Origin of the sequence: Thermogemmatispora sp. (assembly GCF_019683755.1) — a bacterium.
GTDB lineage: Bacteria > Chloroflexota > Ktedonobacteria > Ktedonobacterales > Ktedonobacteraceae > Thermogemmatispora.
The window spans coordinates 1-13,503 of record NZ_JADGHT010000100.1; the positions used below are offsets into that span (position 1 = coordinate 1).

General features: G+C 60.1%; 8 protein-coding genes and 1 pseudogene. 6 read left to right on the top strand and 3 right to left on the bottom strand.

The genetic code is table 11. From position 1 onward, the window contains the following. Positions 1 to 354 precede the first annotated feature (354 nt). Both IRZ24_RS08910 and IRZ24_RS08915 read right to left on the bottom strand, forming a co-directional pair. Positions 355 to 3,207, bottom strand: a complete 2,853-nt coding sequence (locus IRZ24_RS08910) for a DUF4012 domain-containing protein (protein WP_297162744.1) — start codon at positions 3,205 to 3,207, stop codon at positions 355 to 357. Between the two features lie 253 nt (positions 3,208 to 3,460). Then, complete coding sequence (locus tag IRZ24_RS08915; protein WP_297162747.1) at positions 3,461 to 4,909, bottom strand: hypothetical protein; 1,449 nt, start codon at positions 4,907 to 4,909, stop codon at positions 3,461 to 3,463. Between the two features lie 335 nt (positions 4,910 to 5,244). Here IRZ24_RS08915 and mscL point away from each other — a divergent pair, with 335 nt between their 5' ends. Together mscL and IRZ24_RS08925 are read left to right on the top strand one after the other, a co-directional pair. Then, complete coding sequence (mscL, locus tag IRZ24_RS08920) at positions 5,245 to 5,721, top strand: large conductance mechanosensitive channel protein MscL (protein WP_297162750.1); 477 nt, start codon at positions 5,245 to 5,247, stop codon at positions 5,719 to 5,721. A 440-nt stretch (positions 5,722 to 6,161) separates the two neighbouring features. Beyond that, positions 6,162 to 6,701 carry an adenine phosphoribosyltransferase gene (locus IRZ24_RS08925; protein ID WP_297162753.1) on the top strand — a complete coding sequence of 180 codons (540 nt, stop codon included), beginning with the start codon at positions 6,162 to 6,164 and terminating at the stop codon, positions 6,699 to 6,701. Positions 6,702 to 7,010: 309 nt separating this feature from the next. Here IRZ24_RS08925 and IRZ24_RS08930 read toward each other — a convergent pair whose 3' ends face one another. After that, positions 7,011 to 7,319, bottom strand: a complete 309-nt coding sequence (locus IRZ24_RS08930) for a GlsB/YeaQ/YmgE family stress response membrane protein (protein WP_297162755.1) — start codon at positions 7,317 to 7,319, stop codon at positions 7,011 to 7,013. 231 nt (positions 7,320 to 7,550) lie between these two features. Here IRZ24_RS08930 and IRZ24_RS08935 point away from each other — a divergent pair, with 231 nt between their 5' ends. From IRZ24_RS08935 to IRZ24_RS08950, 4 genes and pseudogenes are all read left to right on the top strand, one after another. Further along, the gene (locus IRZ24_RS08935; protein ID WP_366914262.1) at positions 7,551 to 8,915 is read left to right on the top strand and encodes an MFS transporter; all 1,365 of its coding nucleotides are present in this window, start codon (positions 7,551 to 7,553) and stop codon (positions 8,913 to 8,915) included. A 431-nt stretch (positions 8,916 to 9,346) separates the two neighbouring features. Then, entirely contained in the window at positions 9,347 to 11,731 is a 2,385-nt protein-coding gene (locus IRZ24_RS08940) for a transglutaminaseTgpA domain-containing protein (protein WP_297162767.1), read from the top strand. A gap of 147 nt (positions 11,732 to 11,878) precedes the next feature. Then, positions 11,879 to 12,931, top strand: coding sequence for a hypothetical protein (locus IRZ24_RS08945; RefSeq protein ID WP_297162761.1), 1,053 nt, complete (start codon positions 11,879 to 11,881; stop codon positions 12,929 to 12,931). A 42-nt stretch (positions 12,932 to 12,973) separates the two neighbouring features. Further along, positions 12,974 to 13,503 (top strand): annotated as a pseudogene (locus IRZ24_RS08950) (hypothetical protein); the annotation flags it as partial.

Sequence of the window (13,503 nt, forward strand, 5' to 3'; positions counted from 1 at the left end):
AAGAGCGCCGGCAGTTCCATGAGTTCTTCTCTTCTACTATCTTCCCAGATTAGCTAGCCCTGAGAATACAACCTACTGCAAGAGCAGTATATCCCAAGCGTGAGCCGCTGGCAACAGTAGCATTCTTAGCCTCCTCGCCACCAGAGATACAAGCACTCTGTCCTATCTGTAGAACGAGCATACTACATACCGCATGATTGGTCAAGTTTTTGATTATTTTAGAGACGTTAGAGTGATGGGGATGCGCACCGGACCAGGAGGCCACGCTGCCTGCTCGGGATGGGCCGGTAGGCAACCGACCCGCCCCGAGCAACAGGACATAAGCGAGTTTCTCTGAGGCCTGCCGGGGTGAGACTAGACAGCGAGGCGCGGGTAACAGTTGCTTTGCATCCCTGGAGTTTGACTCTGGCTCTGGCCGCTGCCTGCCGGCAAGCTGCGCGGCGTGATGAGCAGGTCGCTGCTCATGAGGGTATCGACATGGACGCCGGCAATGCCGAGCTGACTGCAGGGATCAGGCGGTAGAATGGTGACATCTAGTTCCGGGTAGGTGCCCGCCTGCCGCTGAACCAGCAGGGCATAATGCCCCTTGTTGAGCGGGGGTACATACCAGGAGAGAGTAAGGGTGATGGTGCAGTTCTTGGGCACCACTACCCAACCGCCAAACATGGCCCGTCCCGGTACATCGCTGACGGTGTTGGTTGGTGGCCCCACCCTGTCCAAGGGGTGCCAGTCGCCCGGGTTTGGGTCGCTCAGGGTCGGGGAGGCCGCTCCCGGCTGGTACTGGCCTGGTGGACACATCAGCTCATCGTGCGGATAGACAACCGTCGCGTTGCAGGCCGGCAGAGGCCCGCCGCAGAGGGGAGTTCCGCTATCAAAGCCGTCTCCGCTCAGGAGTTTGCTGTTAGGCGGCACATAGATGCGCACGTAGTCGCGATAGGTGTCATAGCCGTAGACTGGCCCGGTATCAGTATAGGCCAGGCGGAGCTGAAGGTAGTGGGTGGCTCCCCCTTTGGCATCCAGGGTCACAACATCATGGATGAGGGTTCGGACATATTGCGAGGCTTTGGTGGCGTTCAGGTTGGCCTGAACCACATAGAGGCCGTCGTGGCTGGTCGAGCGGTCTATTTGGGCCCCATAGCCGTACTGGACCAGGAGCTGCTCAACATGCGGATCAGTGACATAGATTTCGATATCTTTGGTCTTGAGGTCATAGAGGGCTTCGTGGGCAATGGCAACGATCTCGTCGGGGGAGGCATGACGCACGCGATCGAGCAGGGTCTGAGCCAGTCGCGATGTGAAGAGTTTGCGCGCTTGGCCCGCATCGTCAACATGCTGGACAATCTGTTGTTTGCGTACTCCAGCACTGTCCAACTGGTAGTAGTGCAGGCGATCTTCAAGATTCTGGGCGGTAATGGTCTCGTTATAGCCCGGTACGGTGATAGGACCAATGACCTGTAAGACGTGTTCGATAAAGAAGGGCGTGAGGGCAATGATGCCGTCGACATGCCGTCCCGTCTCATGTTGGTAGGCCTGGATGGCTAGCTGACCGGTGGTTGGGAAATCCGCTGAGAGATTGGAATCGCGTAGTCCCCAGTTGGCAAAGGGCCACCAGGAGCGATACGGCTCGGGCGCAAGCTGCCCCAGCGTGGGGCTGGTGGCAGTGTATTCGACAAAGGAGATGTCTTTGAGCGAAAAAGGGGCGATGCGGCCAGCGTTGATGGTCAGTTCGCCATATTGGCCGGTAAAGCCGCCCGCAGGACGCAGCTCGGAGCGATCCATCGTCTGTACCAGATAGGTACGCGGCTTGTCTACTCCAAGCAACCAACCAGCAGCGTTGAGCAGCTCGCGAGCCTGAGCAAGGCTCTGCTGAAGCATGGGAAGCACTTGCAGGAGCTGCTGCACTTGCTGGCGCTGGCTGCTGCTCAGGGGGAGGGCGGCCAGCGAGAGGCTTTGACTTTGGACCTCTACGTCACGCAGTGCGGGCATAATGTTATCAATGGTGTTGCTCAAGAGATTGAGCATATCTTGTGTCAGCAGCGGTTTGCTCGAGTCGCTGAGCAGGGGCCCCTGGAAGTGCGGCGCTAGACTCCTGGCCGCCGGTATGAGCTTGAGACCTATGATGCTGACGTCTACGCCGATCTGAGCTGCTGCTCGTGCCGATCTGACTTGCACTTGATACTGTGGCAGGATGGTAATGAGAGTATGAATAAGAGCAGAGTGGTCAATCGTGTCTCGCGCCTCACTAAAGGACTGCTGAGCTTGCTGCAGTTCTTGCTCGGCTTGATTTAATTTGCTGGCCTCAAACAGGCTAGAGGGATGAGACTTGACGCCGTTGAAGATGGTTTTGAGGGCAAGGAGATGCTCGACGCCTGCCGAGGCCTGGCCACGCAGGGTGCTATAGGTGAGATAGGCTTGCAGGCTGACAAGGAGACCACCGAGCACCGGCCCGCCAATGCCGAGCAAGAGGATAATGAGCAGGACAAGGGCCTTGAGACGCTGCTGCCCTGTACCGTAACGCGCCTCCTTCCAGAGACGCTGCGCCCAGCGAGGAGGATGCAGGCCAGGAAGAGGCTGGCCTGCTTGCTTCCGTGATCTTCTGGTCGCGGTTGTAAGCTCCTGCCCCTTTTGGGCATCTTGATCCGGTGCCTGGATGGTTTGAGCCTGGTCTGTTGGCCACGTGGCCGCCTGCTCTCGCCGAGCCGTGGCCAGGCTCGGACTGGCAAGGGGGAGAGTCTCGGCTTCGGCCAGCGGCGAGGATGCAGCCGCTGTCTCTGAGGCAACGGCTGCGAGACGTAAGGTCTCGGCCTCGCTGAGAGCAGCTTTGCGCCTCTCTTCAGCCTGCTCTTGGTGCCTGCCCTCCGCCTCCGCGGGCTGCGCCTCCGGCTGATCAGCCGGAGCAGAGGAGGCCACAGGGAAGGTTACCGGCGCCGGTCCAGCTTGCAGCAGCGAGGACCAGGTTGCCGCCGCTCGCTCAATGGCAGCCCGCGTCTCATCGCTGGTACGCTGCTCTACAGCCCTGGCTGCCGCCATGCTTTGGAGTTTGATCGTATCTTCGTCCGCCAGATTGCTCCCCCCTGCTTCTGGCCGCTCGCTGTTCTCCTCCACCACGCTCTCGGTAGGGGGGGCGCCGGGCTGAGCCGGCTCCTCCTGTGGTTTGCTGAGATGCGCTTCTGCGCCCCGCCGTGAGCGATTGCTATCTATAGACATATCAGACATGGATTACCTCAAAATAATCCCTAGCAGCTTGATCTCTTTATATGTGAAGAGTATGACAGGCACTGGTAATAGAGTTGTTGCACAGCCTGGCTAGCAGGATAGAGCGGTTCCTCTCTCCCTGAGTATAACGTATGGTGTACAGTCGATGTTGCTTTTTCAATCAGGGGTCCTGTTCTGCCTGGGGCAATCTGGCCTATTGGCATGAGGGGGGAGCCAACGGTTGGGAAGAGCAGGGGCGTGGCAGCTAGCGTTCGCCGTTGAGCTTACGGGTGCTGAGATCCAGGCGACGCGTTGGTCTGCCGCGGGCGCGGGCCGCTGGCGGATAGTAGGGCGTGACCGCGGTGATGATGTCGCCCACGCGCGCGAGCACTTGCAGGTAGCGCGTACCGGAGCGATGGTAATGGGCGAAGAGCATCAGCAGGTGATGGATCAGAATATCAGCCTCGTCGGTATGGCGCTCGAGCGTGATCTGCCCTCCGATAGCTTCCTCACCCTCGCGCAAAGCAGCCTCTTCACCCTGCTCATCCAGCAGCAGGCGGCGCGTATCGCGACGTGGCTGAGCTGGCCAGAGCAGCAAGGCCACCACACGCCCCCTGAGGCGCTGCTCACGCAGGCGTCCGGCCAGGTAACTGCCCAGCTTATGAATAGCGGCACAGGTTTCGTCGGCATCGGCGGCGTGCTGGAAACGAATGCGCGCATTCTGGCTTAGGGGTGGAGCATCGGGGATCACCAGGCTGTGATCCTGGCCCTGAGCGAGCTGATGGAGCCAGCGCCCAAGACGACCGAGGCGCCGCTCCAGTCCATCGGGAGAGAGGGCCGCCACCTGGGCAAAGGTGGTAATGCCGAAGTCGCGTAAGTGAGCCACCAGCTCAGCCAATTCTTCAACCTCAAAGCGATCAGCCCGGCCTTCCAACTCGGCGCCGCCGCTGCCAGAGCGCAGGCCCGTCCCTTCGCTATCGCTATCGCGCGCTCCTCCTAGACCAGACTCGCTGCCGTGGAGCTGCAGTAGCACAGAGAGAGGGAGCGACTGCACAAAGGAGGCCTCGCGACCTGGGGGGATATAGAGGATACCCTGACGTCCGTCCTTGCGGCTCATAAGGGCGGCTAGCTCGGCAATGATTTTGCCGCTGGCGATACCGATCAGGGCTGTCAGGCCGAGAGCGGCGATATCGCTACCAAGCTGCTGGGCCAGGAGCACCGGCGAGGCCATGGGCTGCGGGCTGCCACTCAAGTCGATGAAGGCATCGGCCAGGGGGACCGATTCGACAATGTGCGAGCAGGCGCGATAGCGCTCCCGCAAGCGCTGCAGCACTGGCTGATAGCGCTCGTAGGAGGCCGGTAGGAAGAGCGTGCGCGGAGCGAGACGGTAGGCCCGACGCAGCGGCATGCCGGGAACGATACCCAGGCGCACCGCAGCCGGGGAGGCGTCTATAACGCGGCCTGGCTCGTTGGGGCGACCTGTGCCAGTCCCCACGACAAAGGGGAGACCACGCAGGTCAGGATTGGCCATTTCCTCTAGTGTACAGTAAAAGTGGCGAATGCGCACATGCAAGATTCCCTGACGCAGACGCGCCTGTTCGGGGGCCACGCCGCGCCCAGCCGGCGCCGCCTCTTCACCTGGTCGTTGAGACCGCTGGCCTGCTGGTCCCCCCAGGATCGACGGATTCAACGTCCCTGACTGATCGTGCTCCATAGTAGCCTTCTGCTCAAACTAACCTCTCCCAGTTTAGATTATACGCTACACGCTGGCTATTTCCAGCCCGCTGTTTTAGCCGACGCTGTCCGCACGGTCCATTTGAACGGCTGCAGGCCTTGTTAACTCGGCATTGTTTTGAGCAGACGCACGCTACTGAAGGCGCTGGCTGCTGCGCTCCCCCGTTCAGCTTCGCCAGAAAATATGGTAAGCTGTTCGTGGGGCGGAATGGCCCAGAGCAGGCAGCCCACCCAGCTCCTGCCCTATTCGGCAGTACGCTGGTAGCATCACCGACGCGGTAGAGCGTGCACGCTCAGATTGGAGGGAAAGACACGATGTCCATGCTTCAGAACGAGACACTTAGCAGAGTGGGAAAAGGTGCCAGAGAAACCTTGGGCGGCTTTAAAGCCTTTATCTTGCGCGGCAATGTGGTTGATCTGGCCGTCGGCATCGTTATCGGCGCCGCCTTCACCAACCTGGTCAATGCCATTGTGAGCGGACTCATTACCCCCCTGATTGGCCTCTTCGGCGGTTTCGACTTCTCGCGCTTGAATGCGGGCCGCTTTGCTTTCGGGACGGTCATTAACAGCGCCGTCAGCTTTCTGATCATCGCAGCCGTCCTCTATTTCTTGATCGTCTTGCCAGTCAGTAAGTTAATGGCTATGCATAAGAAAGGGGTGCCCGAAGAAGCGGCCACCCGCGAGTGCCCTTATTGCTTGAGCAGCATCCCTGTAGGGGCGCGTCGCTGCGCTTATTGTACCGCGGAGCTGGGACAGAGTGAGCCATCGTCAGCACCGGCAGCAGGGGCTTGATCGTGGCTCCCCCTCGCCAGGTTGTCTGCAGTGTCGTCTGACCAAGCTGACGTTCAGACCGCGCAGTCTCTCCCTGGTTGCTTGCTGAAAGCCAGCACAAAAGAGAAGGGTGGGGATTTTTCTCCTCCCTCGTCAGGGAGAAGATTCGTGCTATACTAATCTACGGAATTCCGAAGGCAATGCCGGCAGGCAATGCTGATGTATGTGATCAGGCTAACGTCAGGTCAGGGTAAGGGCAGAGCGTCGGGCTTGGGCTACGCGCGGCCCAGCTGAGAGCACATGAGGCTAATCTCTTGCTGCAGAACGTACAGCGACCTGCGTTGCCTGATCACTTCTGTGCTAGGCCGGTCGTGGATTCGCTATGCGCACATAAGCCCCTGGAGAGGCGGCCTGACCTAGTTCTTTTGTCGAGGAAGAAGGAAGGAAACGGAGCGCTTAGGATGTCATCGTCATCTGCGTCGGGGCCACTACGGCTGGAAGACTGGATCAGAGATATTCCTGATTTCCCCCAGAAGGGTGTTCTCTTTCGTGATATCACTCCCCTTCTGCAGAATCCCGAGGCTTTCCGCGCCGCCATCGATCGCCTGGCAGCCCACTACTCTGGTGCGGGTATCCAGACCGTCGTTGGCGTCGAATCCAGAGGCTTTATTTTCGGTGCCCCCCTGGCCTATTTACTCGGCTGCGGCTTCGTTCCGGTACGCAAGTTTGGCAAGCTGCCGGCGAAGACGGTCAGCGTGGAGTATGCCCTCGAGTACGGCACCAATATTGTGGAGATGCATACTGATGCCATTAAACCAGGAGAGCGTGTGCTGATCGTCGATGATCTGCTGGCAACTGGTGGCACTGTCTCGGCAGCAATGGAGTTAGTCGAAAAGCTGGGAGGCCATATCGCCGGCATCGCTTTTCTGGTGGAGTTGACCTACTTGAAAGGCCGCGAGCGCCTCAAGGGCTACGACGTCTTTGCTCTGATCAAGTACTAAAGCGAAAAAGGTAAGCCAGGCGACTGGAGTGGAGGTGAGAGGAGTGCAGACAGGCTCGCCAAGAGCGAGAGAAGCCGCGTCTGATAAGCTGCTCTTTCTCTCTCCAGTGTCATTCTTCTCGGCTCTCACTCCAGGCGCGTGGGAGACCTGGAGGTCAGCACGGCGCTTTCCGCTTCCAGACGTGGAGCGGTGGCCTGTTCCCACGCGCCTTACGTGGTGGCCTACCTGATGAGTCTAACCAGTCGAGGCTGGCCTGCGATTGCGCCCTCCCGGTCTGGCTTGAGCTGGGGCATCTGGCTAATTGGCAGCTTAGGGTGAGCGTCTTCCCCCAGCGACGAGTTCGACAAGCAGCAACAGCAGGCAGGCGCCGAGAAAGGCGACCAGGGTCGTGCCCAGAAAGTGAAAGGTCTCGTTGATGCCCAGCAGGCTCATCAGGAAGCCGCCAATGATGGCCCCCACCAGCCCGACACAGATGTCGAGAAGGCACCCCAATCCTTGCCCACGCACCAGCTTCGCCGCCAGAAAGCCGGCGATCAGCCCAACCAGCAGCCAGGCGAACAGCTCGCCCGGAGAGAGGTGGATGTGACCCATGCCAGGATGAAAGCTGATTCCATCCATCGTGAAAGACGCTTGCTCTCCTTCTGCTAAAGTTGCTCAACGTCGGAGCCCGGCACTGCAGCAGGGAAACGGTCGGCTTGCGCAGAGCCGCCTGCTGACTCGCTTCGCCGGTCCCGGGTGACCGTTGCCACATCGCTCGCGGATATGATACCCTACGAGGGCATGGCTTTTTTCATCTCTTTTCTTATCTCTATTTCGCTCTACGTATGAGGACGACAGGAGTCGCAGACAATGTCTTCTAGGCCCGATCTCTCTCAGGATTCTGCCAGCTCGGCTAATGGCGCGGGAGACGGGCAACGGAGAGTCCAGCAGCGGGAGCGGGGGAGCGGGGCAAGAATGAGACTGGCGACCTGGTTGCAGCTTCCTCGCGATGTCTATTTGCTGCTGTTCTATACTCTCGGTAAAGGCTTCCAACTGACGATCGGCACGCTTGATATCAATTACTATGCCCATAGCCTGGGCTATCAGCCGGACTTTATTGGGCTGCTGAGCGCGATGCCCGCTCTCGGCTCGCTGGTCAGTGCGGTTCCCAGCGGGATGCTGGCCGACCGCCTGGGCTATAAGCCAGTGTTGCTGGCCTCGGCTTTGCTGACGCCGCTCTTCTTGGCCCTGATCGGCCTGACCTCAGCGGCTCCCCTGCTGCTCCTGGCCGCCTTTTTCCAGGGCGTGGCCTCGACCGCCTATTGGGTGACGAATGTGCCTCTGCTGATTGAGAAGACCAACGAGGAGCAGCGTGTAGGAGTGCTGGCCCTCAATAGTTTCTTGTTGCTAGGCGTGGGGGCCTTGGGTAATCTGGTCGGCGGCGCTATTCCCGAATTGGTCGCCAGCCTGCTGCAGGTGAGCGCCAATAGCGTGCTGGCTCTGCGCTGGGGTGTGCTGAGTGCTTCCCTGGTGAGCGGGCTGTTTGGGCTGCCGCTCTGGCTCCTCCAGGCCTCGCCGCCGACAGCCTCCCGCCGCAGCAGCGCAGCAGTTCAGACGCCCATTCCCCACTCAGCCGCCGCTGCCTCTTCTCGCCCTGAAGCCGCCGAGCGCTTCCCTTTGGCGGTCTTCGCTCAATTGCTCGTGCCCGATCTAATCTTCAATATGGGCGAAGGAGCAGTTATCGCGCTGATTCAGCTCTTCTTCGTGCTACGTTTCGCCCTGCTGCCAGGTCCGCTCGGGCTGATCTTCACGATCTCTGGTCTGGCCGGTGGCCTGTTCTCATTGACAGCCCCGCTCTTTGTACATCGCTGGAGCAAAATAGGTATCATTACTACTGTAATGTACCTCAGTGCTCCCCTGATGATATTGATCGGCTACGCGCCGCTTCTGGTGGTCGCTGTGCTCGGCGAGTACGCCCGCTCGTTCCTGCGCCTCCTCATTGAGCCGGTCTATACGGCCTTCGCAATGGAGCAGGTCTCTGAGCGCTATCGCGCTACACTGAGCGGCTTCTATTCAGTGACCTGGAGCATCGGGTACAGCCTGGGGCCAACGGTGGCCGGCTGGCTACAGACCTATGTGGACCTCTCCGCCGCCTTCCTCTTCGCGGCTATTTGTCTTGTGATCGCTGCTAGCCTGCTGCTCGCGGCCTTTGGACGCCGACCGGCTCGCTCCTGAGCGCTGCCGGCGGAGCGGGGCCCGGATCTCCCGCGCGCCAGAACATGGAGGTCAGGCGAGATCAGGGAGAGAGTTTCTTCCTGTTGCTCTCTGGTCAACGGTGACAGTGAGACCTTCTTTGCGGTATCATTAGGAGAGACGAATCGAAGGAAGGGAGCCTGTGACATGCAGGTGCCTTTCTCTCCTCTGCTGCTCGCATGAGGAAGAGGCCCTTTTCCCCCGGTGCAGATGGGGGAACACCGGGGAGCAAAGCCTTTGCCAGGCGAGCAGCCTCATGGCATTGGCAGCAATCAAGGCCGTTGTCGATCCAGTCGGCTAGTGTGTGTCCGGGACAGGAGCCGCTTGTGAAGAAAGCTGGTCAGGCCGCCACTTCTCCTCCTGCAGAGGTTGCTCAACAAAGCTCTCGGTGGGGAACAAGAACAGAGGTGAGCATGGGCTCGCGGGTCAATGGCTCCCGCCCAGCCCCAGTCATAGAGACTGCGCCTCTGCTGACGGCGCCTGTTGCTCCTGTTACTCCTCTACCTGCGCGCCCTTCGCGCCTCGGCCTTGGGCTGACGCCAGCCGAGGGCTGGCTGCCCTTGTTGCTGGTGGCGATCGCGCTCTATGCTCTGGTGCTGGCAATGATCTCCGCCGACTGGGTGGCCGGAACCTGGATTTTGTTCTGGAGCGCTCCTCTGGGTCTGCTAGCCGGCTTTGGGGTTGCAAAGAGCCGCTTCTTGCCTCAGCCTTTGCTGCACCTTGTCGCCTTTTTTAGTGGCTATTGGCTGGCTTTTGCTCTGACGGCGGGTGCGGCGCTGCATGCTCCCTGGACACTGCTGCTCACTGATCTGCGGGCTTTGCTGAGCAGCGGCACCGGTCCTGGCCTGGCTGTCGTCTCTAGTGAGCATATTTTCTTGCTCTACCTCTGCTTCCTGAGCTTCTTTCTAGGCTATCTGGGAAGTTGGCTGACGTATCGCGCGCGTCTCCCCTGGCTGGTGGCACTGACCTACTGCTCTATTATGCTGGTCAATCTGCAGTATAGCCGCCAGGCTTCGCCTCTGCTGTTGCCACTGATGCTGGGGGCGCTCTTGCTGCTCATTGGCCGTCTGCATCTGGCAACGCTGCTTGACGACTGGCACAACCTGGGCCTCTTTGCCGAACATTCCTGGCTGCGCTCCCTGCTGGGGCGCAATCTGGCGCTGACCTCGCTCCTGGCGCTGCTCTCGCTCCTGCCCGCCTTGCTGCTCCCCCCTCTGACACAACCTAGCTGGGGTAGCCGACTTTGGCAGAATCTGGATGCCCTGGCGGGGACGCTGCTGCATCAGCGCCTGCTCGGTTCGGGGCCTTCCGGCCAGCTCTCTTCAAAGGAGGTCACCATTTTCTTCAGCGAGCGCCTGACGGTCAGCGGTTCGGTCCTGCTGCCAACTGGTAGCATCTTGGAATATAACGGGAGCGCAGCCCCGGCCTACCTGGAGGCTGTGACCTATAACCAGTTTGATGGTCATAGCTGGAGGTCAACCACACAGAGTCAGGCCAGAAGTTATGCGGCAGACGAGCCGCTGCCCGCTGATACTGCTGCCGGTCACTACCGGCAAGCTGTTGCTCAAATTCGTTTGCTGCAGGTACCTCAGAGCGCACGCAGTTACCTGTTTGCCCCTCCTCAGCCAGCCCGCTTTAGCGTTGCGGTGACACTTTACGGGGAGCGCTTGCCCAGCGCCTGGGCTCAGCAGGGGCCGCTGCAGCCTGGCGAGCGCTATACCGTTGTGACACGCGTGCCGGTAGTAGACGCCGCCTCCCTGGCGCGTGTTCCCCTGCTCTCGGTAGATCCCCACTTCTGGCAAAGTGATCCAGCCTTGCCAATCTTGGAGCGCGATTATCTGCAGCTACCGTCTAATCTGCCTCATAGCCTGATGCAGACAGCCCTGCAGTGGACAAAGGGAGCGCACAACGCTTTCGAGGCCATGCAGTTGCTGGTCAGCCACTTGAGCGATCCTCGCCAGTTTAGCTATTCGATCACCAATCCGCCGATTCCCCCAGATGTTGATGCAGTGAGCTGGTTGTTGCAGACCCATACTGGCTACTGTACCTACTATGCCAGTGCCATGGTGGTGATGGCCCGCTTGCTGGGCATGCCCGCGCGCATGGTAGCCGGCTTCAGCCAGGGCCACTACGACGCCGGTCGCCAGGTATGGGTAGTCAATGGCAGCGATGCCCACAGCTGGGTTCAGGTGTACTTTCCAGGTCACGGCTGGATCGATTTCGATCCAACGCCCGGCTTCGCTCTAGGCCCGGCCTTCACAGGGACACCGTCGCCTTCATCCTCCGCTTCGCCTTCTCCCAGCGGCACTACCACACCAGGTGGTCAGCCCAGTCAGTCAGGCCCGGCGGCAACACCAGCCCCCCAGCAGGATGCTAAAACGCCCCGCGGCCCTCTCCAGAGAGCTTTGGCTGCCCCCTGGTCGTTGCTGACTCTGCTAGCTTTGACAGGGCTAGGTCTGTTGGTGCTGGTCTTGCTGATAGTGGCGACTGTCTGGCGGCGCCGGCTTGATCGTCAGACCAGTCCGGTGGCTCGCCTCTTCTGGCACCTTTGCCACCTGGCAAGCCTGGCCGGCCTGCGACCACGTTCCTGGCAGACTCCCTATGAGTATAGCGCTCGTCTGAGCCAGGCTATCCCAGAGGCCGCGCTACCGCTGCGCCGACTGACCGATTTGTTCGTACGCGAACGCTGGGCCCCCCCGTATGAGCTGCCCAGCTCCGCTGAAAAGGCTGAGCTAGAGCGCCTGTGGCCTCCTTTGCGCCGCGGCCTCTTGCGCCTTTGGCTGCGCCGTTTCCTCTGATATTACTCATCTGCTCCCCCGCACTTTAATCAGTATATGCAGAACTTTTACAATATGTTACGAAAGATTAGATAAAACGTTTCCTTAGATAGAAGGTGCTCTGAGAGCAAGAGCGCAGCTACGAGCATGGTGGTGGAGGACGCGGAAGTGGAGAGAAGATCTGAGCGAGGCAAAGGCCAGCTTGAGGCCGTTGAACGTAGGGAGCAGGCTCTGTCTCTGCCAATTGTGGCAGGGACGTGTGGCTGGGGCCGGCCCTTTCAACTCTACCCCGATCATCTGCGGGTTCATGGGACAGTCTATGAGTTGCGCCATCTGACGCAGATTCGTCCGATCTATCGCTCTCTCTTGGGTATTGCCTCTGCTCGCCTTGAGCTGACCTTTGGTCAGCAGCGCGTGCTTCTCCGTGGTATCGCCTCCGCAGAGGATGTACGTAAGATGGTCGACTATTTGCTGCGCGCCTGTCCCCAGGCCCGTCTGATGCCGGCGGCAGGCAACGAGTCGGATACAGTTGAGAGCGAGACGGACGAGACTGGCTCAGGTGAGAGAGTGGCTCCAACCTCAGAGAGAGAGACCCCTACCGCCCTCATGCGCGCGCTAGCCCCGGCAGGCTGGCAAATGGTACATCGCGAGCTGTTGCAGCGTCGTCGCGCTCGCCTCCGAGAGGAGCGGGAGAGGCGTCAGGAGGCGGCCCTCTCCCAACAGTCTGGACGCCGCTCTGTTCTCAAAGACCCGTTACCTGCTGTCCAGGTGCCGGTCCGTCTCGCTTTGGGCGAGCGTGCTTACTATTGCTGCCAGGCCACTCTCTGCAATGAACAGCTTCGCCCTTTTGCTCCCCCAGAGGAAGCCATACGCGATCATGGCCTGCTCATTTTGACCGACCGTCGCCTGATCTATCTGGGGCGTCGCTGTCAGATTCTGCTTGGCTACGATCACTTGCTCCAGGTCAGTCGCCAGCGCAACGGAGTCGCTTTCTTGGCTGATCACTGGCGCCGTCGCGAGCTGTTTACGATGCGCCGTCCGCTGGAATGCGTGCTATGTCTGGAAAAGCTTCTGTGGCGATTTCAGCAGGAGCGTCAACTCTCTAGACTGATGCACATCGAACTAGAGGAGCAGAGCGAGGGGGTCAGCCCGCCGAGCCAGGACGGCCGTCAGCGAGAGTACCGCGGCGGCAGCCAGCCATTGACGCCCCTGGAGGAATAAAACGGGCATGACAAAGAGGAGAGGAGGGGAGCGAGCATCGACATGCTAGATACGATGATGGCTCTCTGGAACCGCGGTTGTGTCGTGCGCGTTCTACTGCTCTCTCTGTTGATGCTCGTAATACTGCTGAGTTTCGGGGTGCCCCTCTGGCTGGCGACCCCGTCAGAGCGGACGCTGCTTTCGCGCTCGCAGGGTGCGCTGGCAGCGGAGACGCAGGGGCACTTTGCCGAAAGCACGGTGGCAGTACCGTTACCGCCCACCGCTACGCCTTCGGGCCACACTGGCGCTCCTCAACCCGCCAGCGGCATAGACTTCCCGCCTTCTTCAGGCTGCCCTAGTTCCTTGACCGTGCCTCAGCCAGGACCAACGACAGGGCCGTCGGTCACAGCGACCGTATCTCCCTCGCCACATCCTACGCCGCGGCCCAGGCCGATCCCTCAGCCAACACCATCACCGGAGCCACAGCCTTCTCCTACGCCGACCCCCATAGCTACACCTACGCCCCTTCCTATTCCTACGCCCACACCAATGCCTACACCAACGCCAACAACAAACCCTAAAACAAAGCCCAC